Annotated in this window: 21 protein-coding genes and 1 pseudogene; 12 read left to right on the forward strand and 10 right to left on the reverse strand. The window is 70.3% G+C overall.

Annotated features, from left to right (window positions below; translation table 11 throughout):
- Positions 1-35 precede the first annotated feature (35 nt).
- On the forward strand, positions 36-419 hold the full coding sequence (locus tag ACH4TV_RS28490; protein ID WP_398402940.1) for an SH3 domain-containing protein: 384 nt from the start codon (positions 36-38) through the stop codon (positions 417-419).
- Between the two features lie 19 nt (positions 420-438).
- Here ACH4TV_RS28490 and ACH4TV_RS28495 read toward each other — a convergent pair whose 3' ends face one another.
- Both ACH4TV_RS28495 and ACH4TV_RS28500 read right to left on the reverse strand, forming a co-directional pair.
- Positions 439-1,572, reverse strand: a complete 1,134-nt coding sequence (locus ACH4TV_RS28495; RefSeq protein ID WP_398403024.1) for an ADP-ribosylglycohydrolase family protein — start codon at positions 1,570-1,572, stop codon at positions 439-441.
- 234 nt (positions 1,573-1,806) lie between these two features.
- Entirely contained in the window at positions 1,807-5,151 is a 3,345-nt protein-coding gene (locus ACH4TV_RS28500) for a tetratricopeptide repeat protein (protein WP_398402942.1), read from the reverse strand.
- 174 nt (positions 5,152-5,325) lie between these two features.
- Here ACH4TV_RS28500 and ACH4TV_RS28505 point away from each other — a divergent pair, with 174 nt between their 5' ends.
- Both ACH4TV_RS28505 and ACH4TV_RS28510 read left to right on the forward strand, forming a co-directional pair.
- Complete coding sequence (locus tag ACH4TV_RS28505) at positions 5,326-5,859, forward strand: DUF2165 domain-containing protein (protein WP_398402943.1); 534 nt, start codon at positions 5,326-5,328, stop codon at positions 5,857-5,859.
- Between the two features lie 68 nt (positions 5,860-5,927).
- Positions 5,928-6,167: a hypothetical protein gene (locus tag ACH4TV_RS28510; protein WP_398402945.1), complete on the forward strand. Its 240-nt coding sequence runs from the start codon at positions 5,928-5,930 to the stop codon at positions 6,165-6,167.
- 80 nt (positions 6,168-6,247) lie between these two features.
- Here the strand turns inward: ACH4TV_RS28510 and ACH4TV_RS28515 are convergent, their stop codons facing one another.
- Together ACH4TV_RS28515 and ACH4TV_RS28520 are read right to left on the reverse strand one after the other, a co-directional pair.
- The gene (locus ACH4TV_RS28515) at positions 6,248-6,817 is read right to left on the reverse strand and encodes a hypothetical protein (protein WP_398402947.1); all 570 of its coding nucleotides are present in this window, start codon (positions 6,815-6,817) and stop codon (positions 6,248-6,250) included.
- Positions 6,818-6,944: 127 nt separating this feature from the next.
- Entirely contained in the window at positions 6,945-7,820 is an 876-nt protein-coding gene (locus ACH4TV_RS28520) for a calcium-binding protein (RefSeq protein ID WP_398402949.1), read from the reverse strand.
- A 285-nt stretch (positions 7,821-8,105) separates the two neighbouring features.
- On the opposite strand from ACH4TV_RS28520, the gene ACH4TV_RS28525 reads away from it, so the two are divergent.
- The gene (locus tag ACH4TV_RS28525) at positions 8,106-9,494 is read left to right on the forward strand and encodes a glycoside hydrolase family 43 protein (RefSeq protein WP_398402950.1); all 1,389 of its coding nucleotides are present in this window, start codon (positions 8,106-8,108) and stop codon (positions 9,492-9,494) included.
- 119 nt (positions 9,495-9,613) lie between these two features.
- Here ACH4TV_RS28525 and ACH4TV_RS28530 read toward each other — a convergent pair whose 3' ends face one another.
- Complete coding sequence (locus ACH4TV_RS28530) at positions 9,614-10,069, reverse strand: GNAT family N-acetyltransferase (protein WP_398402952.1); 456 nt, start codon at positions 10,067-10,069, stop codon at positions 9,614-9,616.
- Positions 10,070-10,348: 279 nt separating this feature from the next.
- On the opposite strand from ACH4TV_RS28530, the gene ACH4TV_RS28535 reads away from it, so the two are divergent.
- Positions 10,349-10,726 (forward strand): DUF4259 domain-containing protein, encoded by a 378-nt coding sequence (locus ACH4TV_RS28535; protein ID WP_398402954.1) that lies wholly within the window; start codon positions 10,349-10,351, stop codon positions 10,724-10,726.
- A gap of 97 nt (positions 10,727-10,823) precedes the next feature.
- On the opposite strand, the gene ACH4TV_RS28540 is transcribed toward ACH4TV_RS28535, so the two are convergent.
- From ACH4TV_RS28540 to ACH4TV_RS28550, 3 genes are all read right to left on the reverse strand, one after another.
- The gene (locus ACH4TV_RS28540) at positions 10,824-12,296 is read right to left on the reverse strand and encodes a GNAT family N-acetyltransferase (protein ID WP_398402956.1); all 1,473 of its coding nucleotides are present in this window, start codon (positions 12,294-12,296) and stop codon (positions 10,824-10,826) included.
- Positions 12,297-12,411: 115 nt separating this feature from the next.
- Positions 12,412-15,024: a bifunctional FO biosynthesis protein CofGH gene (locus tag ACH4TV_RS28545; RefSeq protein ID WP_398402958.1), complete on the reverse strand. Its 2,613-nt coding sequence runs from the start codon at positions 15,022-15,024 to the stop codon at positions 12,412-12,414.
- An 88-nt stretch (positions 15,025-15,112) separates the two neighbouring features.
- Complete coding sequence (locus ACH4TV_RS28550; protein WP_398402960.1) at positions 15,113-15,958, reverse strand: LLM class F420-dependent oxidoreductase; 846 nt, start codon at positions 15,956-15,958, stop codon at positions 15,113-15,115.
- Between the two features lie 224 nt (positions 15,959-16,182).
- Here ACH4TV_RS28550 and ACH4TV_RS28555 point away from each other — a divergent pair, with 224 nt between their 5' ends.
- Positions 16,183-17,727, forward strand: a complete 1,545-nt coding sequence (locus ACH4TV_RS28555) for a CehA/McbA family metallohydrolase (RefSeq protein WP_398402962.1) — start codon at positions 16,183-16,185, stop codon at positions 17,725-17,727.
- 15 nt (positions 17,728-17,742) lie between these two features.
- Here ACH4TV_RS28555 and ACH4TV_RS28560 read toward each other — a convergent pair whose 3' ends face one another.
- On the reverse strand, positions 17,743-18,432 hold the full coding sequence (locus tag ACH4TV_RS28560) for an LAETG motif-containing sortase-dependent surface protein (RefSeq protein WP_398402964.1): 690 nt from the start codon (positions 18,430-18,432) through the stop codon (positions 17,743-17,745).
- Positions 18,433-18,436: 4 nt separating this feature from the next.
- Here ACH4TV_RS28560 and ACH4TV_RS28565 point away from each other — a divergent pair, with 4 nt between their 5' ends.
- On the forward strand, positions 18,437-18,805 hold the full coding sequence (locus tag ACH4TV_RS28565; RefSeq protein WP_398402966.1) for a hypothetical protein: 369 nt from the start codon (positions 18,437-18,439) through the stop codon (positions 18,803-18,805).
- A gap of 113 nt (positions 18,806-18,918) precedes the next feature.
- On the opposite strand, the gene ACH4TV_RS28570 is transcribed toward ACH4TV_RS28565, so the two are convergent.
- Positions 18,919-19,740 (reverse strand): endonuclease/exonuclease/phosphatase family protein, encoded by an 822-nt coding sequence (locus tag ACH4TV_RS28570; protein WP_398402967.1) that lies wholly within the window; start codon positions 19,738-19,740, stop codon positions 18,919-18,921.
- Positions 19,741-19,843: 103 nt separating this feature from the next.
- Between ACH4TV_RS28570 and ACH4TV_RS28575 the strand changes: the two genes are divergently transcribed.
- The 5 genes and pseudogenes from ACH4TV_RS28575 (at position 19,844) to ACH4TV_RS28595 (ending at position 23,424) form a co-directional block, all read left to right on the forward strand.
- Positions 19,844-20,248 (forward strand): nitroreductase family deazaflavin-dependent oxidoreductase, encoded by a 405-nt coding sequence (locus tag ACH4TV_RS28575; protein WP_398402969.1) that lies wholly within the window; start codon positions 19,844-19,846, stop codon positions 20,246-20,248.
- A gap of 99 nt (positions 20,249-20,347) precedes the next feature.
- The gene (locus ACH4TV_RS28580) at positions 20,348-20,833 is read left to right on the forward strand and encodes a MarR family winged helix-turn-helix transcriptional regulator (RefSeq protein ID WP_398402971.1); all 486 of its coding nucleotides are present in this window, start codon (positions 20,348-20,350) and stop codon (positions 20,831-20,833) included.
- Positions 20,834-20,918: 85 nt separating this feature from the next.
- A complete protein-coding gene (locus ACH4TV_RS28585; protein ID WP_398402973.1) occupies positions 20,919-22,412 on the forward strand; it encodes an MFS transporter in 1,494 nt (497 codons plus the stop codon).
- A 293-nt stretch (positions 22,413-22,705) separates the two neighbouring features.
- A pseudogene (locus ACH4TV_RS28590) lies at positions 22,706-23,029 on the forward strand (IS5/IS1182 family transposase); the annotation flags it as partial.
- On the forward strand, positions 23,026-23,424 hold the full coding sequence (locus tag ACH4TV_RS28595; RefSeq protein WP_398402975.1) for a hypothetical protein: 399 nt from the start codon (positions 23,026-23,028) through the stop codon (positions 23,422-23,424). The pseudogene ACH4TV_RS28590 and the gene ACH4TV_RS28595, both read left to right, overlap by 4 nt.
- Positions 23,425-23,593: the final 169 nt, after the last annotated feature.

Here is a 23,593-nt window from a genome sequence, read left to right on the forward strand (position 1 = left end):
ACGTCATCACACATTCCCCACACTGAGGAGAGAAAGTGTTCACAAACTTCCGGTCCAGCCTGACCAGATACGGAATCGTGACCGCGAGCGTGACCGCCCTCGCCGTTCCCCTGGTCGTGGTCGCGACGGCCGGGCCCGCCTCCTCGGCGGCGTACTGCGGCCGGACCGTCGGCGACAAGGACGACAGGTCGTGGCCGAGGCAGACGGCGGGCGTCAGCGCGAACCAGCGCAGCGGCTCCAGCACGGGCTGCGGGGTCACCGGTTACGCCGACAACCGGAACGTCCTGGACTACCACTGCTGGACGGCCGGCGACGGCGGCAGCTGGACGTACGTCAGGAATGACACCGACGGCTCCGCCGGATGGGTCAAGGACACGTTGCTGCCCGACAACGGCTCCCAGATCTGGTGCGAGTTCTGATCCGGAGCCCCGCACCGTCTCAGGCCCGCGGATACCTCGTGAGCCACCCCGGGGAGGACCCCGCCGGCCCGTGCAGTGCCGGTCCCTGGGTCATCTCCATGGCGAAGTCGTCCGCGACGACCAGCATCGTCGGACGGCCCTCCAGCTCCGCCAGCCAGGCGGGCGGGAGGGCCGTCTCGCCGTGCAGGGCGCCCAGCAGGCCGCCGGTCAGGGCGCCCGCCGCGGCCGACGGGCCGCTCTGGTTCACCGCCAGGGCCAGACCGTGGCGGATGTCCTCGCCGACGAGGGCGCAGTAGACCGCCACCGACAGGAGGCCCTCCGCCGTGCCGGCGCCGGCCAGGTCGTCAACCCGCGCGGGGGACGGGATGCCCTGGCGTACGGCGCCCAGGGCGCGCTGGAGGGCCTCCGCCACCGGCTGCTGGCCGGGTCTGGCCGACAGCAGTGCCAGCGCCCGCTGCACGCCCGGATCCATGCCCTCGCCGCGCGCCAGGGCGTGCACGATCACGGCGTACGCGCCCGCCGCCAGGTACGCCGTCGGGTGGCCGTGGGTCTGCGCGGCGCACTCCACCGCCAGCTGCATCACCAGCTGCGGTTCCCAGCCGACCAGGAGCCCGAACGGGCCCGAGCGGGCCGCCGCCTCCGCCCCGGCCTCGCCGGGGTTCTTGGGCGCGTCCAGGGTGCCCATCGTCTCGTCGCCGAGGCCGAGCAGACAGGCGAGGGCCGGGTCGCGGGGGGCGTACAGCCACTCCTCGCGGGCCAGCCAGCCGTCGTCCTTGCGGCGTTCGTCGGGGCCCCAGTCGCTCTGGGTGGCCGCCCAGCGGCGGTAGGCGCGGTGCAGGTCGGTCGGCGGGTGCCAGGCGCCGGTGTCACGGCGTACCTGGGCGCGGATCAGGCCGTCCAGGGTGAAGAGGGTGAGCTGGGTGAGTCCGGTGATCGCGCCGCGTCTGCCGTACGCGAAGCCGAGATCGGTGAGGCCCTCCGCGCCGTACGCCGCGTGGATGGCGTCGAGGGTGAGCCCGTCGAGCGGGGCCCCCAGGGCGTCGCCGAGGGCCGCACCGAGCAGGGTGCCGCGGACCCGGCTGCGGAAGTCCTGCTGTTCGGACCGGCCCCAGATGGCGCCGGACGCGGCACCGGTCACGCCGCCGGACGTCATCACACCCACCTCGGACCTCCCTCACAGCAGCGTTCGTACGATCAACAGCTCAGCACTGTAATCGACCGTGAACCGTCTGTTCAGGGGCCGGATTGGTATGCGGAATGTGACATGAGTGGGCACGAGTGATCCCGTCTGGTCACCAATCGGCAGGCTTACGCCCTCGCCACACCGTTGCCGCACCCTCCCCACGCCCTGCCCGCACGCCCTCCCTGCACGCCCTTTCCGCCTGCGTCACTCCGCGTACCGCCCCCGGATCCCCTCCCGTGCCTCACGCACCCGCTCCAGGCGTACAGCGATCCGCTCCCCGTCGGCCTCCGCCACCCCCGGCGCCGCCGCCAGCTCCGCCAGCAGATCGGCCAGCCACGCCACGTCGGCCCATTCCCGCGTCCCCGTGAGCAGGTCGCCGAGGCGTTCGTCCAGGGCCGCCCAGTCGCCGAGGCCCGCCGCGATGACCGCGTGCAGGAAGTCGGACGCGCCCTCGGTCAGCTCCCAGCCGGAGGCAAGCCGGGCCGCCTCCCGCCAGAGGGGCCGGGCGGCCTCCGCGCCCTCCTCGCCGCCCACCGCGAGGGCGAGACAGAAGACACCGCCGGCCTCGTGCAGGGCGCGCATCCGCTCCGCCGTCTCCCGCGCCGCCGCCCACTCCCCCGCTTTGCGCCGGGTGCGCGCCAGCTCCTCCAGACCGGCCGGCTCCACCAGCCCGTGGTGCGCGGCCTGCGCCAGCGCCGCCGCCGCGTCCTCGGGGCGATCCTCCAGAAGGTGGAGTTGCGCGAGGGTGTGGTGCGCCCAGGCCAGATCGTCGCCGATCACGAGGTAGCGCGCGAGGTCCCTGCGGGCATCCTCTGGCCTGCCCACCGCCAGCAGCGTCATGATCCGGCGCATGAGGTGCCACGCCCCGTCCGGGTCGAGTGCGACGGCCCGGTCCAGATCCGCCAACGCCTCGCCGTACAACCGCAGTTCGTGCAGTACGGCGCCCCGGCACCCGATCGCCCACACACTGTCCGGCGCCAGCTCCAGCGCCCGATCCAAGTCGGATCGGGCCTCCTCGAACCGGCCCAGGCAGCGCAGCGCCTCGCCCCGGTTCCACAGCGCCCACGCGCTCCGAGGCTCCAACTCGACCGCCCGGTGGGCGTCTTCGTACGACGCCTCGTACCCGTCGGCCCGCCGGTGCACCACCGACCGCTGCACCAGCGCCCAGGCGTACGACGGATACAGCTCCAGCGCCTTGCCTAGGTCGGCCAACGCCTCCTCGTGGCGCCCGAGTCGGCTGCGCGAGACGCCCCGGCTGGCGTACGCCGACGCGTACGCCGGGTCGAGTTCGAGGGCCCGGTCGTAGTCGGCGAGGGCATCGGCGTCGCGGTCGGCGACCCGCAGCGCGTCACCGCGCTCGCACGCGACCCAGGCCAGCTCCGGGCCGAGGGCCACCGCCCGGTCCAGGTCGGCCAGTTGACCGGCCTGCTCCCCGCGCGAGCGGTGCACCCGGGCACGCCGGACCAGCGCCCACACATGCTCGGGGTCCAGTTCGAGAGCCCGGTCGAGGTCGGCGAGGGCCTGCCCGGTGTCGCCGGTGCTGTGCCGGATCACACCCCGCGACGCCCAGGCGCCGGCCAGGTCGGGGCCGAGGACGACGGCCCGGTCAAGGTCGCGGATCGCCTCCTCGCCGTGGCCGAGGATGCGGTGGTAGTCGCCGCGGACGAAGAGGATGCGGGCCGTGTCGGGGGCCAGTTCGTCGGCCCGGTCGAGGTCGGCGATGGCGGCGGCGTAGTCGCGCTGTTCGGCGCGGGTGACGCCCCGGCCGTAGTAGGCGCGCTCCAGTTCCGGATCGAGGGCGACGGCCTGTTCGTACTCGCCGAGGGCCTTCTCGTACTCCCCGCTCTTGCGCAGTTCGCGCCCGCGCAGCATGCGCGCGACGGCCTGCCCGTGCGCGTCGAGCCCACCACGGTTGAGCAGCAGCGCGAGCGCGTCGAGCACCCCGTCCGCCCCGTCCCCGGCGAGCGCGCCGAGCAGATCGTGCCCCCAACTGCGAACAGCAGGCGCCTCGTTGTCGTCCCCCGCCTCGACCAGCACGCGCGCCCAGCGCCGGGCGACGGCCTCCCCGTGGTCGCAGGCGTCGACGATGTCCCGCAGGACGACGGGCAGCGCGGTACGAGGCGACGCGCACAGCAGGTGGTACGACTCCGCGAGCCGCAGCTCCCGCCACTCCTCCGCCGCCCACAACTCATCGGTGGGCAACGGCACTTCGGCCTCGCTACGCCAGCTCGCGAAGGTGTCGGCGAGGCCGGCGTGCTGCTCCGCCCAGCGGCGCGGGGAACGGCGGCGCTGGAGACGGAGCATGGGCGCCCGTACGACATCGTGGTACAGGATGCGGTCGCCCCGGTCGCTGACGAAGGCCAGCGACCTCAACCACCCGAACAGGACGTCCAGTTCGGCCTCGTCCAGCGTCCGCATGGCGGCGGGGAGGGCGGCCCGGAAGACGTCCGCGTCCAGGCGGCGGGGCAGCGCGCAGGCGAGGGCGGCAGCCTGGCGCACCGGGTCCGTCTCCCACTTCAGGAAGCGTTCCACGGCGGTCCCGCTCGGGTCGCCGACGTCGTCCGGATCGGCCGGACGGGCCTCGGCGAGGGTCGACACCAGCACCGGCAGCCCGCCGGTCAGACGCAGCACCTCCTTGATGACCGGCTCGTCCAGCACCCCTTTGTCGGCGAGCAGTCCGCGCGCCTCGGCCTCCGTGAACGGCCCCAGCGGCACCTCGCTGACGAAGTCGGCGAAGCCGCCCCAGCGCCCGGTGTCGAACGGCCGCTGACCCGCGGTGACAAGGACGACGTTGGACGGGAAGGAGAGGTCGCCGTACCGGTCGGTGGTCATGATGTCGTGCAGCCACCCGTCGAGGAACGGACCTGTCCTCTCGTACGTGTCGAGGAACAGCACGATCCAGGGCACGGCGACACAGATGTCGTCCAACTCGGCCAGCAGGACCGGGGTGAGGACGCGCTCGGGCGCGAGGACGAGCTGTACGTCGTCCTGGTTGCGCAGCCGCGCGGCGATCCCGGCCCGCACCCGGTCGGCGCCCTGGGCGATCCGGTCCGCGTCGAGGACGGCACCGGCGAACGGCCCGACGACGGGGAGGAGTCCGGCCCCGGCGATGCCGAGCCGGGCAGCCGTCAGACTTCCGGCCGAGGCGCTCTCGGGCTGCGGTTCGAGGCTCGCCACGGCGGACTCGGCCTCGTGCCGCCGCTCACGATGGGCCGCCAGCAGCCGCTCCAGCTCCTTGAACCGCCGCCCCTGGGCCGCGAACTGACGGCACATCACCGCCATCGCCTCCGGCACACTGCCGACGCTTTCGTCGACGTACGCGGTCAGCGCGCCGCGCTCCTTGGCCTGCTGCTCCAACTTCCGTACCAGGAAGGTCTTTCCGACCCCGGCGTTACCGTGCACATGAAAGCGGAAGCGGTGCCGTTCGTCGTCGGGGGGCAGGTCGAAGTTGGCCCGGAACGCGGCCCGTTCGGCACTCCGGCCGATGAACCCGGCCTGGTTGCGCTGATCGATCAGCTGCCGCATCGACGGTCGCGAGGCCTGCGCCATCCGTACGTCCCCTGTCTCTGCTTCTACTTCTACTTGTTTCCGCTGTCTCTGCACGGCACGCGTCGGTCGTTCCGGGGACCAGTCTGTCCCAACTCCCAGCAACCGAACGGGAGACGGGCCGGAGACGAGCACCGACGACAAGCGGGCGTGCGGGCAGATCCATAGAGTTGCCTCATGACCACGACAGGTACCCCCCACCTCCCTCAACCCACCCGCAGCACCGGCAGCGCGCTCACCCTCACGGCGACCCTGCTGACCGCGACGGTCGCCCTCTACATAGCTCTGGTCGCGCTGGGCAACATCACCGACTTCGACTCGAACCAGCAGTTCGTCCGCCATGTCCTCGCGATGGACACCACGTTCAAGGACGACGACCTGATGTGGAGAGCCATCACGTCGACGGGCCTCCAGGACGCGGCGTACGTGGCGATCATCGCGTGGGAGACGCTCGCCGCCCTCGTCCTCATCGCCGGTACGTGGCTGTGGATCCGCCGCGACCTCGACCGGGCCCGCCAGATCTCGACGTACGGCCTGCTGATGCTGATGCTGCTGTTCGGCGCCGGATTCATCGGGATCGGCGGCGAGTGGTTCGCCATGTGGCAGTCGGAGGACTGGAACGGACTGGACGCGGCGACGCGGGTGTTCCTGCTGAGCGGGGTGGTGCTGCTGGTGATCCACCTGCCGATGGGCGCCCGTAAATCCGACTAGCGCACCTCAACAAACAAGATGTGACCGGCTAAAAGCCGGTAGAAGCAAGTAGACGAAGGGTGGATCTCATGGGAGCGACGCGGAGCCGACCGGCGGAAGACGAGGACACTGACACTCAGGTCTCCTCGGGACGGACCAGGTGGTGGGTGGTCGCCCTCATCCTGGGCCTGCCGGCCCTGCTCGTCGTGGGCTTCCTCGTCATGGTCGCGATCTGGGTGCTGGCCGATGACTCGTCCGAGTCCGAGCAGCGCCCTCCCCGCGCCGCGCAGGTGAGCGTGCAAGCTACATCCGCTGCATCCGCCATGTGACACGAGGGCGCTCTGCGAGGGCAAGGGCCTCACCCCCGTCACACGGTGAGGCCCGACCTCGGCGGCCTCGGCGACCTCGGTTATTCGACCACCGAGACCGTGGTCCCCGTGGAGCCGAACCCCCAGACGGCGTCCCCGTCCGCGACCCGCATCCGGATTCCGCCGGTCTCTATCCCCGACACCGGCGGCGGCGACGAGCCGTCCAGCGCGTTGGAGAAGGCGATGTTCACCCCGGACTGGGCGGCGAAGTACACGACGTGTTCGATCTGCACGCCGTCCGAGCCCGTGAGCGCGTCGGTCCGCTTGGACACGGTGTACGTCCCGAGGTCGGGGCTCACCGAGCCCGGCCACACCACGAACGTACGGCGGGACTGCTCGCTCGCGTCGACCAGCCAGACCCTCTTCTGCCCGACCGAGTAGACGATCCGCCGCCCGGTCCCCGACCCGTCCGGCACGGCCGCCTCGGCAGCCTGGCTGGGCTTGGCGGAGGGGTTCGGCGAGGCGGACGCGCTGGGTCTGGCGGCGGCGGTGGCGTGGGGCTGCGGACCCTGTTCGGCCTTGACCGCCAGCGCGGCGACCACCCCGACCGCGCCCAGGGTGAGACCGGTGACCCAGACCGATGAGGGAAGCCGTCGGGCAGCCACGGTCACGCATCTCCTCAGCAACGGAACCCGCCGCCGGGTCCTCCGCCGGGGGTCGGATCATCGTACTCCGGCACGGGGTCCGTCCCCCGCCGGACGGGGGCCGAAGACGGGCGTCGAGTTGACGGCGAGGGCGTCAGTCCTGGCGGACGACGTTGCTGCCGGGGCCGCCGCTGAGGACGTCCTTGCCGGGACCGCCGTACAGCTTGTCGTTGCCGCTGTTGCCCTGGATCGTGTCGTTGCCGCTGTTGCCGTACAGGATGTCGTTGCCCGGGCTGCCGTAGATCACGTCGTTGCCGGTGCCGCCGAGGACCCTGTCGCTGCCGTCGCCCCCCGTCAGGATCTGCCGACCCGTGCCCCCGTAGATGAGGTCATTGCCCGTGCCCCCGTCCACGCGGCTTTCCTCGCCGTCGACGGAGATGGTGTCCTTGCCGTCCTGGCCCCAGGCGCGCCCCTTGCCGTGCACGGTGATGTTGTCGTTGCCAGGTCCGCCGTAGACCAGGTTGCCGTTTTTGCCACCGGTCTGGATCGAACTGTCGTTTCCGGTGCCCAGGTCGATCGCGACTGCGTAGTTGCCCTGATCGGCTTGCCTGTTGACGGTGACGGTGTCGTTGCCGTCGCCGAGTTTCATGGTCAGCGCCACATACTCCGCGTCGCTGGCATAGGCGTACAGCTCGCAGGAGACTTTGGTGCGGTCTGCGGGGTCGGGGTAGCGGCAGTCGTCCCCGGGAGCATCGATCGGAACCACGTCGTCGATGGCGAAGAAGAGGTTGAGTGACATGCCGCCGTCAATCGTCGCGTCGACTTTCGCCTTGTTGGTCTGACCCGGCGCCGCTGTGTAAACGAAGGTGCCGTCAGGGCCCCTCGTCAGGGTGGCCGCCGGTTCCGCGGCGCCGGCGGTGGCGGGCAGGGCGACCAGGGCGGTCAGTCCGGTGGTGACGGCCAGGGCCAGGGCCGAGGCCACGCGCAGCGCCTTGCGGCTGAAAGTACGGCTTACGGGGCGAGAGAGCATGCACAGCCTCCAAGAGGAACAAGCGGTTTCAACACCCCCAGGTGACTCACGGCGCGTACAGAGGGTTGTGCGCAAAGAATCCCCACAGCGTTGCCAGAGTGATTGACGAGCAGGGTGGGGCGATCTACCTTCTGATCGACTTCCCGAACCTAGTTCGAAATATCGGTCAATTTGCTTGCTTGGCTGCGCTTTCACGCCCCCCTTCGCCCCATACGTGTCACGCAGCCGCTCACTCCACTCCTGGACCCGCATCCACCCCCTCGCCAGCACCGCTTGGAGACAAAGATGAGCGCAAGACCCCAGCCGTCCCGCCGGCTCTTCCTCGGCATGGCCGCCACCACTCCCCTCGCCATGTCCGGCGTGATGACCCTGGGCGCCGGTACCGCCCACGCAGCCGACTCGGCGTACGTGATGTGCTACTTCACCGAGTCGACGAGCCTCGGCGCGGGCACCGACTACGGCCTGCACCTCGCCGTCAGCACCGACTCGCTCAACTGGACGCCGCTGAACCAGAACAACCCCGTGGTCACCCCCACCGCGGGCGCCCTCGGCCTGCGCGACCCGTTCCTCATGCGCAAGCAGGACGGCACCTTCGTCGCCATCGCCACGGACCTCAAGGGCACGGACTGGTCGTACAACAGCCAGTACATCCACGTCTGGGACTCGGCCGACCTGCGCACCTTCACCGGCTACCGCCGCCTGAAACTCCACGACATGACCACGCACAGCTGGGCACCCGAGGCGTTCTGGGACGCGGGCCGCGGTCAGTACGCGGTGATCTACTCGGCGGTCAACTCCAGCGGCCACAACGTGATCATGGTCAACTACACCAGCGACTTCGTCACGGCGTCGGCGCCGCAGGTCTTCTTCGACCCCGGGTACGACGTGATCGACGGCAACATGGCGGTCGGCGTCAACGGCTACAACTACCTGTTCTTCAAGAAGAACCAGACCCTGGTGTCCGCCCGCTCCACCTCCCTCAACCCGGGCAGCTTCACCGAGTTCAGCGCGGGCGTGGCGCACGGCGGCACCGAGGCCCCGACCGTGTTCAAGTCACTGACCAGCAGCAACTGGTACCTCTGGGGCGACACCTACACCCCCAACGGCGTCTTCTACGCCTGGCAGTCGGCCAACCTGGCCTCGGGCACCTGGACCGCGCTCGACCAGAAGACGTACACCCAGCCGGTCAACTCCAAGCACTGCGGCATCGCGACGATCACGACAGCCGAGTACAACAACCTGCTCACCAAGTGGGGCGCCCCCGCCTGGAACCGCCTCAAGTCGTACAACTTCCCGGCCCGTTACGTCCGCCACGCCAACTACGTCGCCCGCATCGACGAGTACCCCTTCGACCTGTACACCGACTCCGAGTGGAAACTCGTCCCGGGCCTGGCCGACAGCGCCGGCGTCTCCTTCCAGTCGGTCAACTACCCGACCCGCTACCTCCGGCACTACAACTACGCCCTCCAACTCGACGTCAACGACGGCACATCGACGTTCGCGGGCGACGCGACGTTCTATCGGACGGCGGGGCTGGCGGACAGCTCGTGGGCATCGTTCCGGTCGTACAACAACCCGACCCGGTACATACGGCACGCCAACTACGTGCTGCGCATCGACCCGATCTCCACGGCTACGGAGCGGCAGGACGCTACGTTCCGGGTGGGGTACTGAGGACGGGGCGACCCCCAACTGAGGTGACCTGAACGAAAGTTCAGGGTCATGTCTCACTGCCGGTGCCGGAGCATCAACCCGGCACCGGCAACTCCGGTGCCCGCCCATCCGTCGGTGTTCTAGAGCTTCCTCGTCATGAACGCGCTGTTCGGGTCGGGCCGGTAGCCCGCGAACGGTTCGCAGTACTCGAATCCGAACTTCTCATAGAGCTTCCTGGCGGGCAGGAAGAACTCGTCCGCGCCGGTCTCGAGGCTCAGCCGGGTGAAGCCCATGCGCCGGGCCTCAGTGATGATGTGGTCCAGCAGACGGGAGGCGATCCCACTCCGCTTCCGTGCCGCCGCCGCGCGCATCGACTTCAACTCGGCGTGGCCCGCGTCCAGCTTTTTGATCGCGCCGCAGCCCACCAGGGTGTCCCCGTCCATGACCGACCAGAACGTGACCTCAGGGCTGCGAAGACTGTCGAGATCAAGGGCGTGCTTGCTCTCCAGCGGGGTGATGGACCGCATCTCCTGAACGTGCTCGTCGAGGAACTCGACGATCTGCGGGCCGGAGAGATCATCGACCACGATCTTCACTTCTGCTCACCCTTCTTCGGTACCGCCGGCGTCCTGGCTGCCACATGGCCTTCTGAGGCTGCTCCGGGCTGAGGCGGGTCGTCGGGTCGCCGGGTCGTTCGATGAGCTTGCCGGTGTAAAAGATAGCTCCGGCTCGGACGAGGGCGACGGGGTGTTCTCGTCCGCGAGGCCTGTCCACGTCGCTCCGGGCATCCCGGCCCGCCGCACCTCCGTGCGGCCCGGTTGTCGGTACGCGCTGATACAACCCTTGCGTACGGACCCGACCAGCAGAGGAGACCCGTGGGCGACTGGGGAACCGGCAACTTCGAGAACGACACGGCCGCAGACCACTTGTCGATCCTCACGGACCGGCTCATCACCGAGGTGGCGGACGCGATGGCCGGCGACCTGGTCGAGATCGAGCCCGACGAGTACTGGGGAGTTGCGGTGCCGGCCAACCTGGAGTTGCTGAGCCTTCTGGCGCGGCAGGGGTACGTGGGGGCGTCGCTGCCCGAGGCCGAGGTGGTCGAGGGGTGGAAGAAGACGTACATGGCGGTGTGGGAGGGCTGCATCGACGGTTTGGCGCCCTCATCGGGTTACAAGGACGAGCGACGCACAGTCCTGATCCGTACTTTCGACGAGCTGGCCGAGCTCAGGAGGAAGGAGGACTCGGCCTGAGGCCTGCCTCCGAACGGACGCTCTCACGATGTGCAGGACGAGCGGCACCTCCGCTCCACCAGCCGGTGCGGACGCCCGCGGCGCATCCAGCAGGTCCTCACCGCCCCGCAGGGCGAGGCCGCGCCGCCAGCAAGGAGTCCAGCAGCACCGGAAGACGCCGCGCGAAGTCCGCCGGGATGTCGTGGCCCAGGTCGGGGACGGTCTCCAGGGTGACGTCCGCGCCGGCGTCGGTGAGCACCTCGTGGGCGTCGAAGACCCCCGGGGTGACGTCGTCGTCCTGCTCGCCCACCAGGATCCGGCCGCGCACCGCCCTCTGCGCGGCCCTCACGCGCCGTTCCCCGTCGAGGTGTGCCGGCGTGAGTGCCGGGCCCAATGCGAGGAACCCGGAGGGGCGTACGGCTACGTCGGACAGTGCCCACAGCACGGCCACGCGGGCGCCCGCGGAGAAGCCCGCCGCCAGGAGGGGCAGGGAGTTGTCGGCCTCGTCCAGCTCGGCGAGGGCCGCGGTGATGTCCCGGATGCCGACGCCGGTGTCAGGCCAGCTGCGGTAGAGCGGGGTCGACCGCTGCGAGGAGTCGACGGCGACGAGGACGAAGCCCGCGTCCACGGCGGGCGCCCACTGTTCCGCGGCCAGAGCCGCGTCCTGGTCGGCGCCGTGCAGGACGACCAGGACACCTCGGGGGGTGCCTTGTGGCCGGCGTACGACAGGAGGAAGGGGGACCCCGGTGGCGCTCGCGTGCCGGGCGGTGGACTCGCGTAGCAGCGCGGCGAACCCGTCGAGGTCGCGAACGGCGGCCAGGTCGTCGTCATCGACGAGGATCGCGGGACTCCACCAGGCCCCGTCGGCAAGCGCGGTGCGCAGCTCCGCCAGCGCGTCCTCGGGGCGCCCGGTGAGCGTCAGCAGACAGGCCGCCAGGTGTGCGGTGTCCGCACGACGCCGGGGGATCCGGGGAGCCTCGTCCTGCACCGCCTTCAGGGCATCGCCCAACCGGCCTTCGACGTACAGCCGCGACACCGTCTCGTCGAGTGCGCGGTATCGCGCCTCCTGGGCCACGTCTGCCTCAGCCGTGAGATCCACGCGCGCCGTGAGTGCGTCACCGTCAGGACAGTCAGGGACGAGATCCACACCGATCCCGGCCAGGAGAGCCCGCACCGCAGTGTTGTGCGGCTCCGTGCTCACGTACACGGAGGTGAACCCCGCTGCGCGAGCTTGCTCCAGAAGGAGTTCCAGTACGGCACCGCCCACGCCGACGCCTCGGTGGGACCGTCCGATCCACACCCCCGCTTCCGCCGTCCCGGCCTGCTTCTCCACAGGGCACAGCCGTGCTGCTCCGACGACTCGCCCCGAAACAGCGATGGCGAAGGTGGTCTCCACGGGGTCTGCCGCCAGCGACCGCGACTCGTGAAAGCGCACGAACGCCGACCGGCGCTCCGGCGTCCATCCATCCGGTCCACCTGGACCCTCCACCGGCGGCATCACCTCGAGCGGATCGGCGTCCTCGACCGCGGCGTGCAGCAATTCCGTGAGGAGCGTCCGGTCAAGAAGGCGGAGTGTGACATCGGATCGCATGGCCGCATGCTGTCACGGCGTCCATGACCAGCTCCAACGAGTTTGACGTCGCTCTCCACCTCGCGCCGCCCGAAGCCGCCCGAAACCGCCCGAAGCCGCCACCGAAACCGCCCCCTCACTCCAGCACAGGCAGCAGCTCCGGCAGATGCCCGTCCGAAACAGCCGCCGCCCGCTGCCGTTCCTCCGTGACCTCCCCGTAGAGGGTGGTCCGGGGCCTGGCCGGCCGCCCGGCCGCCTCAGCCACCGCGATCAGATCCTTGACCGACTTGTACGAGCCGTAACTCGACCCCGCCATACGGGAGATGGTCTCCTCCATCAGGGTGCCGCCCAGGTCGTTCGCGCCCGAGCGGAGCATCTCCGCCGCGCCCTCCGTGCCCAACTTGACCCAGCTGGTCTGGATGTTGGGAATGTGGGTGTGCAGGAGCAGCCGGGCCATGGCGATGACCGCCCGGTTGTCGCGCATCGTCGGGCCGGGACGCGCGATGCCCGCCAGGTACACCGGCGCGTTGGTGTGGATGAAGGGGAGCGTCACGAACTCCGTGAAGCCGCCCGTCTGTTGCTGGATGCGGGCCAGCGTGCGGAAGTGGCCGAGCCAGTGCCGGGGCTGGTCGACGTGGCCGTACATCATCGTCGAGGACGAGCGGATGCCCAGCTCGTGTGCCGTCGTGACGACCTCGATCCAGGTCGCCGTGGGCAGCTTGCCCTTCGTCAGGACCCAGCGGACCTCGTCGTCGAGGATCTCCGCCGCCGTGCCGGGGATCGTGTCGAGGCCGGCTTCCTTCGCGGCTGTCAGCCATTCGCGGATCGACATCCCGGTGCGGGACGCGCCGTTCACCACCTCCATGGGTGAGAAGGCGTGTACGTGCATGCCGGGCACCCTCTCCTTCACCGCGCGCGCGATGTCGAAGTAGGCGGTGCCCGGCAGGTCCGGGTGGATGCCGCCCTGCATGCAGACCTCGACTGCCCCTACGTCCCAGGCCTGTTCGGCGCGGTCCGCCACCTGGTCCAGCGACAGCGTGTACGCGTCGGCGTCCGTGCGGCGCTGGGCGAAGGCGCAGAAACGGCAGCCGGTGTAGCAGACGTTGGTGAAGTTGATGTTGCGGGTGACGATGTAGGTGACGTCGTCGCCGACCGCCGCCTTGCGCACGTCGTCCGCGATCCGCGTCAGCGCGTCGAGGGCCGCGCCGTCCGCGTGGAACAACGCCAGCGCCTCGTCGTCGGTCAGGCGCGTGGGGTCGTCGGCCGCCGTCGCCAGCGCCGACCGTACGTCCGTGTCGATGCGCTCCGGCACCATCCCGGGCGCCGCCGCCTCCCGCAGGGCGCCCCAGTCGCCGTACACCTCGTCGAAGTCGTCGCGCCGGTCGGACGTACGGCCGTCGGTGTCGATGGAGTGATGCAGATCCGTACGGCCCGACGCCACGAACACCTCCTCCGGCTCCTGCCACGGGTGTCCCTCGACGACCGCGTCCGCGAGAGCGAGGCCGGTCTCCGGGTCGGCCAGGGCCCGTACGTGCGGGAGCAGGCGCGGGTCGAGCCAGGGCTCGCCGCGCTGGACGAACTCCGGGTAGACGCAGAGGCGTTCGCGCAGTTCGAAGCCGACTGCCGCTGATTTCGCGGCCAGTTCGTCGATCTGGGGCCAGGGGCGTTCCGGGTTCACGTGGTCGATGGTGAGCGGGGAGACGCCGCCCCAGTCGTCGATGCCCGCGCCGATCAGCCGCTCGTACTCGGAGTCGACCAGGTTGGGGGGAGCTTGCAGGCACGCCGCCGGGCCCATGATGTGGCGGGCCACCGCGACCGTCGCGACCAGTTCGTCCAGTTCGGCGTCGGGCATGCCGCGCATCGCGGTGTCCGGCTTGGCGCGGAAGTTCTGGATGATCAGTTCCTGGATGCTGTGGTAGGCCCTCGACACCTTCCGCAGCGCGAAGAGCGACTCCGCCCGCTCCTCGTAGGTCTCGCCGATGCCGATCAGGATGCCCGAGGTGAAGGGGACCGACGACCGGCCCGCGTCCTCCAACACCCGTAGCCGTACGGCGGGTTCCTTGTCCGGGGAGCCGTAGTGCGGGCCGCCCGGCTCCGACCACAACCGGGTCGCCGTCGTCTCCAGCATCATGCCCATGCTCGGGGCGACCGGCTTCAGGCGCTGGAAGTCCGTCCAGGACATCACCCCGGGGTTGAGATGGGGCAGGAGCCCCGTCTCCTCCAGGATGCGGATGGAGATGGCGCGGACGTACGCGATCGTGTCGTCGTAGCCGTGCGCGTCGAGCCACTCGCGCGCCTCCGGCCAGCGGTCCTCGGGCTTGTCGCCGAGGGTGATCAGCGCTTCCTTGCAGCCGAGCGCGGCGCCCTTGCGGGCGATGTCGAGGACCTCGTCGGGGGACATGAACATCCCGTGGCCCGCCCGGCGGAGCTTGCCGGGCACGGTCACGAAGGTGCAGTAGTGGCACTTGTCCCGGCAGAGGCGGGTCAGCGGGATGAAGACGCTCTTCGAGTACGTGATGACGCCGGCGCGGCCCGCCGCCTCCAGCCCCGCGTCCCGCACCCGGGCCGCGGACGCGGTGAGGTCGTCGAGGGCCTCTCCGCGGGCCTGGAGCAGCACCGCCGCCTCACTGACGTCGAGGGCGACGCCGTCACGGGCGCGTTTGAGGGCGCGACGCATGGAGTTCTCGGTCGGGCCGGTGGCGCCGGGGCGCTCGGTGGGGCCGGTTCCGGAGGTCTCGGGAGTCGTCATCCTTCGAGCATACGATCGATGTGATCAGGTCCTGCAGAGACCGCCCTGTCCGTTCTGGGTGCCGAACGTCACAGGGCGGCACTTGCGGCTACAGGTACTGCGCGTAACCGTCCAACAGGCCCAGCACCTCGGCCTCCCCGGCCGGCGGGAGCTGCACCACGGCCTCCTCGATGCCCAGCTCCGCGTAGTGCGCGAGCTTGCCCGGGGTGGGCTGAACGGCGTACGGGACGATCTGAAGGGCCTCGGGGTCGCGGCCCGCGTCCGCCCACACCGACCGCAGCACGGGGAGCGACTCGGACAGGCCGCGCCCACCGATCGGCAGCCACCCGTCGGCGTACTCACTGATGTGGGCGAACAGTTTCGGCCCCGCCGAACCACCGATGAGGGTCCGCGGTCCGACGACCGGCCCGCGCGCCTTCTGTGCGGGTTTCGGATACGCGCTGCTCGCCCGTACGCTCCCGAACTCGCCCTCGTACGCGGTCGGTTCGTCCGACCAAAGGGCGCGCATCAGGGCCATCCGGTCCCGGGTCAGCTCGCGCCGCGTGCGCCATTCCACCCCGTGGTCGGCGGCCTCCTCGACGTTCCAGCCGTAGCCGAGACCGAGGGTGAAGCGTCCGCCGGACAGGTGATCGAGGGTCGCGATCTGCTTGGCGAGGTCGATCGGGTCGTGCTGGGCGACGAGCGTGATGCCCGTGCCGAGGGCCAGCCGCTCGGTGACGGCGGCGGCCTGGCCGAGCGCGACGAAGGGGTCGAGGGTGCGGCCGTACTCGGGCGGCAGGTCGCCGCCCGCCGGGTACGGCGTCGTCCGCTCGACCGGGATGTGCGTGTGCTCGGGCAGATACAGCCCGGCGAACCCGCGCTGTTCCAGCTCACGGGCGAGGCGGGTCGGGGTGATCGTCTCATCGGTGAGGAAGATCGTGACGGCTAGGCGCATGCCCATATCTGTACCGGGCGGTGCGTCGTCTGTCCATACCGACCGGTCGGCATTGGTTGGCGAGCGACCTCCGGGACGGATGTGCGCTGCACATTCGAAAGATGGCGATTCCCCTCCCTTGTACGGGAGTTCACTCCCGGATACGAGAGTGGATACGAGCTGTGCGAGCTACGAGTGTTGTGCGCGCCACCCCTGCCACACCCCGACACCCTGGGAGCAGCAGCATGTGCGAAGACGACCGCCCCGGAACCGCCCTCGGCAGACGCGCCCTCTTCGTGACGGGAGCCGCCGCCGCGCTTACGTTGGGAAGCGTGACCTTCTCCGATGGCAACCCGGCCGCCGCGGCCCCCGGCACGGAGACGAAGACGGTACGGGGCACGCTGCCCACCGGCTCCCCCGACTTCGTCTATCTGCCCGTCGAAATCCCGGACGGCGTACGGGAGTTGAGGGTCGCGTACACCTACGACCGGCCGCCCGTCCCGGCCGGCACCGCGGGCAACGCGCTCGACATCGGCGTCTTCGACCAGCGCGGCACCGAACTGGGCGGCAAGGGCTTCCGTGGCTGGTCGGGCGGCGCCCGCACGGAGTTCTTCGTCCGCGCGGACGACGCGACCCCCGGCTACATCCCCGGCCCGGTGAAGGCGGGCACGTGGCACATCGCGCTGGGCCCCTACACGGTCTCCCCGCAGGGCCTCTCGTACGAGATCACCATCACGCTGACGTACGGCGAGCCCGGCACCGCCGTCCGGCCGGTCTACCCGCCCGAGCGCGCGAAGGGACGGGGCCGGGCCTGGTACCGGGGCGACTGCCACCTCCACTCCTGGTACTCGGACGGCCGCCGCACCCCGGCCGAGCTGGCGACCCTGGCACGGGCGGCGGGCCTGGACTTCATCAACTCCTCGGAGCACAACACCCAGTCGGCGCACGCCCATTGGGCCGACCAGGCAGGCGACGACCTCCTCATCCTGCTCGGCGAGGAGGTGACGACCCGCAACGGTCACGTGGTCGCGCTCGGCGTCGATCCGGGGACGTTCGTCGACTGGCGCTACCGGGCCCGCGACAACCGTTTCGGCAAGTACGCCCGCCAGATCCGGAAGGCGGGCGGCCTGGTGGTCCCGGCCCACCCGCACGCCACCTGCATCGGCTGCAACTGGAAGTTCGGCTTCGCCGAGGCGGACGCGGTGGAGGTGTGGAACGGCGCCTACTCGCCGGAGGACGAGGTGGCGCTCGCGGACTGGGACGGCATGCTGGTCGCCTCGGTGCGCAAGAGGGACCAGGAAGATGACGGGGGCCGCGGCTGGATTCCGGCGATGGGCAACAGCGACGCCCACCGCGACCCCGACCCGGTCGGCGTCCCGCAGACGGTGGTCCTGGCCGACGACCTGACCCGGGAGGCGATCCAGGAGGGGTTGCGGGCGGGTCGGTCGTACGTCGCCGAGTCGAAGAACGTCTCCCTCTCCTTCACGGCGTCCGGCCCGAAGGGCGAACACGCGGACATCGGGGGCCGGTTGAAGGTCGCCAAGGCCGCCCCGGTGACGGTCCGCCTGGAGGTGTCCGGCGCCCCGCGCTGCACGGTCCGCTTCGTGACGGACCAGGGCGTCCTGTTCACGAGCGCGGTCCTGCCGGTGGCGGGCTCGGGGGTCGTGGAGTGGCGTACGACGGCCCAGTACGCGGCGTACGTCCGGGCGGAGGTGCGGCACGAGGCCGTACTCGCGCCTCTGCCCGGGGCGTTGGCCGCGTTCACGAACCCGATCTTCCTGGGAAGGTAACCGGGTCGGGTTCGGTCAGGAAGCCTCGGTGCCGGACCTGCGGCGCCGTACGACGTACACGGCACCGGCGCCGAGGCCCACAGCCACAGCGCCCACGCCGGCGATCACCGGAAGCGCGGAGGAGGAGCCGGTGTGGGCGAGGTCGCCGGTGGGGGTGGTGGTTGCGGGGGACGGGCTCACGGGTGCCGTGGTGCCGGCCTGGGGGCTGGGCTCACTGCTGCTCGGCGGCTTGGTGCCGCTGCCGCCCTCGCCGGTTTCGGTTCCGGACTTGTAGACGTCGAAGTACAACTCCTTGCCCTTGGCGTACAGGCACACGCCGTCGTCGCCGGCGCGCTTGGTGCGGGCCCAGAAGGAGCCGCCCCCGATGTAGCCGGTTTTCACGTAGTCCGAGCCGGGAAAGGCAGGGGGCATGGGAATGTTCTCGTCGACGCTCATACGGAGATCGAGAGTCACGGTCTTGCGGGCGGCAATGTCGAGATCGGGCAGGTAGGCGGTCTGCCAGAAATCCTCGAACGGGACGTCCACCCACGTACGGGTCTTCGCGTCCCGCTGCTGGATATTGATGAACTCCATTATCTCCTGGAGGAAGTCGGGCCCGTCCAGGTACCCGATTTTGTGGAGGCTCAGTTCGACTCCCTTGAACGCGGTGTCGGCACGGTTCTCCACCTTGACCGTGATGTTGCGCCAACTCCCGCCCGGAAGCATTTTCTTGGCGTCGCCGGAGGTGGTGACGGCCAGGTTTTCGTCGCTCTTCTCACCGGTGCAGGCCGCAGGGTCGGTGGGCCCCGGCGACGTGGACGGGGAGGCGGACGGGGAGGCGGACACCGACGGCGAACCGCTCGCCGAAGGCGACTCGGCCGCCGGACCGGACGGAGACGGCGACGGCGACACCGAGCCGGAGGGAGACGGCGACGCGGGCTCCCCCGACGGCGAGGCCGACGGACTCGGCGACTCTGTGGCGAACGCGGTGGGCGCAACGGTTCCGGACAGCAGCGCCGCGGGGATCAGTACGGCGGCGGTCGCCAGAAAAGGGCGCGCCAAAGCTCGGCGGGTATTCATGAAATGGCCCCCGGTGTAGGGAAGTTGGCAGCGCAAGACGCACGTCCTCGCGCAAGCTCTCCTGTCACCGGTGTGACCTCTGTGGCGGCCCAATGGTTGTAACCGGACGCGGGCCGAGATCCGGACCGCCGCTCAGGCGGAGGCCAGATCCGCCACCACCGCCGCGTGATCGGACGGCCAGATGCCCTCCCTGGGTCCGTGCCCCGCCCGCTCCACCTTGCGCACATGCCCGAGCCCGCCCCGCCCCGGCGGCCCGACGAAGACGTAGTCGATCCGCACACTGGGACTGAACCCGGCGGCGATGTACGGGTTGGCGGCGTCCCAAGTCGCGGACGGAGCCGCCGGATCGGCCGCTTCCCAGGCGTCGAGGAAGACCTGCCTGGGGACGGGCGGCGCGGTCTTGTACCCACCGAGCAGACGGATCTCGTCGGAGTCGGGCCAGGCGTTGAAGTCACCGGTGATGACGGGCGGAAAGGCGGTGCCGTCCCGCCTCTTCGCCACGAACTCCGCGAGGGCGGTGACCTGTTGGCAGCGGACGGCCGAGGCGTGGGTCGCGGAGGTGAGGTGGGTGGTGAAGAAGGGCACGTGGTGGCCGGGGGCGGCGAGCCGGGCGTACAGGGCAAGCCGTCCGTCGTCCAGGTCATCCGGCGCCGGCAACCGCATCGCCTCGCTCTCGACGACGGGCCAGCGACTCAGCACCGCGTTACCGACGTTGACGTCGGAGGCGCCCCCGATACGCCGCTGCCAGCGCTCCGGGGCCTCGGAGGGGGCCCACGTCCAGTGCAGCCCGAGTTCGTCGGCGAGCCAGGCGGCCATGTTCTCCCCGCCGCACTCCCAGACCTCCTGCAGCCCGACCACGTCCGGCCTCAACTCCCGCAGCACAGCGAGAATCGCCTTCTGCCGCGCCTCCCAGGGCCCGAACCGCCACCACAGGTTCCAGGTCACCACACGCATACCCGCCACCGCCCCGCCCATTTCGCCCAGCGCTTGCCCCTCTGGGAGACCATTCAAGAGCACGCGACAGCAGCGGCACGAACGCAGGAGGCACAAGACCACCATGTCCCGCTTCGCAAAGATCACTGAGCTCAGGTTCAAGGCCGCCACCACCTTCCAGCGCCGCATCGGCAACCCCGTCACCCGCCGCCTCCCCTTCCAGACCCTCCTGGAGACCACGGGCCGCACCTCGGGCCTCCCCCGCGTCACCCCGCTCGGCGGCCGCCGCATCGGCGACACGTTCTGGCTGGTCTCGGAGTTCGGCGAGAAGTCCCATTACGTACGGAACATCAAGGCGGACCCGCGCGTGCGCGTGCGCATCGGCGGCCGGTGGCACTCCGGCACGGCCGTCCTCCTCCCGGACGACGACCCGATCGCCCGCCTGCGCACCCTGCCGCGCGTGAACAGCACGGGCGTACGGACCATGGGGACGAATCTGCTGACGGTGCGGGTGGATCTGAGTGACTGACGGCTCGACTTGCTCAGCTACAGCTACGAGGACGGGGGCTGCCGATAAGGCCTCTTCTGGATAATCCACCTCGGATCGATTTGCTCTACGCTGGCAGACATGACCGCCATGACGCCCGCACGCATCGAACCGGACCTGTCGTTCCTCCTCGACCACACCAGTCACGTCCTGCGGAGCAAGATGGCCGCCGCCCTCGCGGAGATCGGCCTGACCGCCCGCATGCACTGCGTGCTCGTCCACGCCCTGGAGGGGGAGCGCACCCAGATCCAGCTCGCCGAGATCGGCGACATGGACAAGACCACGATGGTGGTGACGGTGGACGCCCTGGAGAAGGCGGGCCTGGCCGAGCGCCGCCCTTCCAGCACGGACCGGCGGGCCCGGATCATCGCCGTCACCGACGAGGGCGCCCGCGTCGCCGGGCAGAGCCAGAAGATCGTCGACCGCGTGCATCGCGACGCTCTGGCCGCGCTGCCCGACGGGGACAGGAAGGTTCTCCTGCGGGCCTTGAACCACCTGGTCGAGGACGGCCTGACAACCCCCACCGAGGCCCCACGCACCGCGCGCCGGGCGCGCCAGTCCAGGTAGGCGAAAGTAAGCCCGAAAGAAATAGTCTGCAACAAAACCATCTGCTACGGTCTTTCTTGTCGTCCCAACTGACAGGAGAGACCGCATGTTTGCCGCATCCGACTCCGCGCCGTCGCCCGCTTCTCCCGCCACTCAACGCTCACGCCAGCTCGCCCTCGGAGTCATCGCCACCGGGATGCTGATGATCGTCCTGGACGGCTCCATCGTGACCGTGGCGATGCCGGCCATCCAGAACGACCTGGGTTTCTCCCCCGCCGGCCTCAGCTGGGTCGTCAACGCCTACCTCATCGCGTTCGGCAGCCTGCTCCTGCTGGCCGGGCGGCTCGGCGACCTGATCGGTCGCAGGCGCATGTTCCTGGCCGGCACCACCGTCTTCACCGCCGCCTCGCTGCTGGCCGGCGTGGCCACCTCGCCCGCCGTACTGGTCGCCGCCCGCTTCCTCCAGGGCATCGGCAGCGCGATGGCCTCCGCCGTCAGCCTGGGCATCCTCGTGACGCTGTTCACCGAGTCCAGGGAGCGCGCCAGGGCCATCGCCGTCTTCAGCTTCACCGGCGCGGCGGGCGCGTCCATCGGCCAGGTCCTCGGCGGGGTGCTCACCGACGCGCTCAACTGGCACTGGATCTTCTTCATCAACCTGCCGATCGGCATCGCCGTCCTCGCGATCGCCGTCCGTGTCCTGCCCGCTGACGTCGGTCTGGGCCTCAAGGCGGGCGCGGACGTCGTCGGCGCGGTTCTGGTCACCGCCGGTCTGATGGTCGGCATCTACACGGTCGTCAAGGTCGAGGAGTACGGCTGGACCTCGGGCCGCACCCTCGGCTTCGGCACCCTCGCCGCCGTACTGCTCACCGCGTTCCTCGTCCGTCAGGCCACAGCGAAGAACCCCCTCATGCCGCTGCGGATCTTCCGCTCACGCAGCGTCTCCGCAGCCAACCTGGTCCAGATCCTGATGCTCGCCGCGCTCTTCTCCTTCCAGATCCTCGTCGCCCTGTACCTCCAGAAGGTGCTCGGATACGGCGCCGCCGAGACCGGCCTCGCGATGCTCCCGGCAGCCGTCGTCATCGGTGCCGTCTCCCTGGGAGTCTCCGCCCGCCTCAACGGCCGCTTCGGTGAGCGCAACGTCCTGCTGGTGGGCATCGCGCTCCTCATCGGCGTCCTCGGTCTCCTCGCCCGCGTCCCCGTGCAGGCCAGTTACGCCGTCGACCTCCTTCCGGTCATGCTGCTCGCCGCGGGCTTCGGCCTCGCGCTGCCGGCGCTGACCACACTCGGTATGTCCGGTGCGAGCGAGGAGGACGCCGGTCTCGCGTCCGGCCTGTTCAACACCACCCAGCAGATCGGCATGGCGCTGGGCGTCGCGGTTCTGTCCACCCTGGCCGCCTCCCGCACCGAGAGCCTCGCGGCGGAGGGCCACACGGCGGCCGAGGCACTGACCGGCGGCTACCGGCTCGCCTTCGCGACGGGCGCGGGGCTCCTCGTCATCGCCTTCGCCGTCGCCTTCACGATGCTGCGGCGCCCCGAGCGACAGGCCGCCCAGCAGCCGCCGGCCGACACGGAGACTCCCGCCCACACCGCGGCCGTGTGACCCGCCGTTTCAAGGGGGCGGCGCAGGAGTGGGGTGAGGAAGACGACCGAAAATCGGGATCCCGCGGAGCCCGGAACTCCGGTACTGCTTGTGCACAGCGGTTGTTGAGAGTTCAGCAATCCGTTCCTTGTCTCCGCCCCCACCTGGAGGATCCATGCGCGCACGCGCACCGCTCGGCCGCCCCCGCAGGCCCCGCTCGGCTGCTCTGACGGCCGCACTCCTTGCCGCAGGTGCCGTCGCAGGTCTCACCGCCGCTCCCGCCGCGACCGCGGCCACCCCCGCCGTCCTGGCCGTCGACGTCCCGCCACGACAACGCCGCGGGCATCTTCCTGCTGGACCAGGTCGCCGAGCACGGCGTCGGCCTGGGAATTGACGTCGAGATCGTCGCACGCAACCCGCAGGACAAGGGGTTCGTGCCGCAGCCGAAGCGGTGGAGGATCGAGCAGACCTACGGGATCCTGATCCTGCACCGGTGCTTGGTCCGCGACTACGAGCACAGTCCCTCCTCTTCCGCCTCCCGCGTCTACCGGGCGATGACCCACGTCATGACCCGACGCCTCACCGGCGCGAGCGCCACCGCCACCGCCTGTGCCGCGGCGCAGGCGGTGGCAGTGTGAACATCCGGCCCCTGCTCGATGCCCTGGACCTCCAGGAAGACGCCGCCCGGGCCCTGGCCGACGACCTCCGCGCACAGATCGACGGCCTGCAGGCCCGGTTGCGGGAGGCCGAGACTCACCTGGAGCACCTCACGATCACCCGCAAGACCGTCACCAGCCTCGCCGACCGGCTCCCAGCCGTCGCGCCGGACCTGCCCGAGCACCCGGACTACCCCCGCATCCTCGCCGCCTTCAACCACGCGGCCGGGCCGCTACGGGCCAAGGACGTCTGCGGAGCCCTCGGCCACGAACTGCTGCCGAAGAACATCGAAGGTACCCGCGCCAAGCTGAAACGCCTGGTCAAACTCGGGATCCTCACCGAGGCCGACACCGGCAACTTCGCCAGGAAGCAATAGCCGGCAAACCCTCCACCAGCGGCCTTGCTCCCACCTCAGCCAGAAACGGACACCACCTTATGAACCGCACACTCAGAGGTCGTTTTCATCTTTAGTACGGTGTTATCTCTAGCTTTGTACCTGCTGATGGTCTGGTGCTGGCGGGTCTGCAGTGTGGGTCGCGGCTGGT

The sequence above is a fragment of the Streptomyces sp. NPDC020898 genome (assembly GCF_044333925.1).
Taxonomy (GTDB): domain Bacteria; phylum Actinomycetota; class Actinomycetes; order Streptomycetales; family Streptomycetaceae; genus Streptomyces.

What these genes read in the sequence shown, in the direction of transcription:
- ACH4TV_RS28495 (WP_398403024.1), bottom strand. Translation starts at nt 1,572, where the DNA reads ATGACGTCCGGCGGCGTGACCGGTGCCGCGTCCGGCGCCATCTGGGGC.
- ACH4TV_RS28500 (WP_398402942.1), bottom strand. Translation starts at nt 5,151, where the DNA reads ATGGCGCAGGCCTCGCGACCGTCGATGCGGCAGCTGATCGATCAGCGC.
- ACH4TV_RS28505 (WP_398402943.1), top strand. Translation starts at nt 5,326, where the DNA reads ATGACCACGACAGGTACCCCCCACCTCCCTCAACCCACCCGCAGCACC.
- ACH4TV_RS28510 (WP_398402945.1), top strand. Translation starts at nt 5,928, where the DNA reads ATGGGAGCGACGCGGAGCCGACCGGCGGAAGACGAGGACACTGACACT.
- ACH4TV_RS28520 (WP_398402949.1), bottom strand. Translation starts at nt 7,820, where the DNA reads ATGCTCTCTCGCCCCGTAAGCCGTACTTTCAGCCGCAAGGCGCTGCGC.
- ACH4TV_RS28525 (WP_398402950.1), top strand. Translation starts at nt 8,106, where the DNA reads ATGAGCGCAAGACCCCAGCCGTCCCGCCGGCTCTTCCTCGGCATGGCC.
- ACH4TV_RS28540 (WP_398402956.1), bottom strand. Translation starts at nt 12,296, where the DNA reads ATGCGATCCGATGTCACACTCCGCCTTCTTGACCGGACGCTCCTCACG.
- ACH4TV_RS28545 (WP_398402958.1), bottom strand. Translation starts at nt 15,024, where the DNA reads ATGACGACTCCCGAGACCTCCGGAACCGGCCCCACCGAGCGCCCCGGC.
- ACH4TV_RS28550 (WP_398402960.1), bottom strand. Translation starts at nt 15,958, where the DNA reads ATGCGCCTAGCCGTCACGATCTTCCTCACCGATGAGACGATCACCCCG.
- ACH4TV_RS28555 (WP_398402962.1), top strand. Translation starts at nt 16,183, where the DNA reads ATGTGCGAAGACGACCGCCCCGGAACCGCCCTCGGCAGACGCGCCCTC.
- ACH4TV_RS28560 (WP_398402964.1), bottom strand. Translation starts at nt 18,432, where the DNA reads ATGCTTCCGGGCGGGAGTTGGCGCAACATCACGGTCAAGGTGGAGAAC.
- ACH4TV_RS28570 (WP_398402967.1), bottom strand. Translation starts at nt 19,740, where the DNA reads ATGCGTGTGGTGACCTGGAACCTGTGGTGGCGGTTCGGGCCCTGGGAG.
- ACH4TV_RS28575 (WP_398402969.1), top strand. Translation starts at nt 19,844, where the DNA reads ATGTCCCGCTTCGCAAAGATCACTGAGCTCAGGTTCAAGGCCGCCACC.
- ACH4TV_RS28580 (WP_398402971.1), top strand. Translation starts at nt 20,348, where the DNA reads ATGACCGCCATGACGCCCGCACGCATCGAACCGGACCTGTCGTTCCTC.
- ACH4TV_RS28585 (WP_398402973.1), top strand. Translation starts at nt 20,919, where the DNA reads ATGTTTGCCGCATCCGACTCCGCGCCGTCGCCCGCTTCTCCCGCCACT.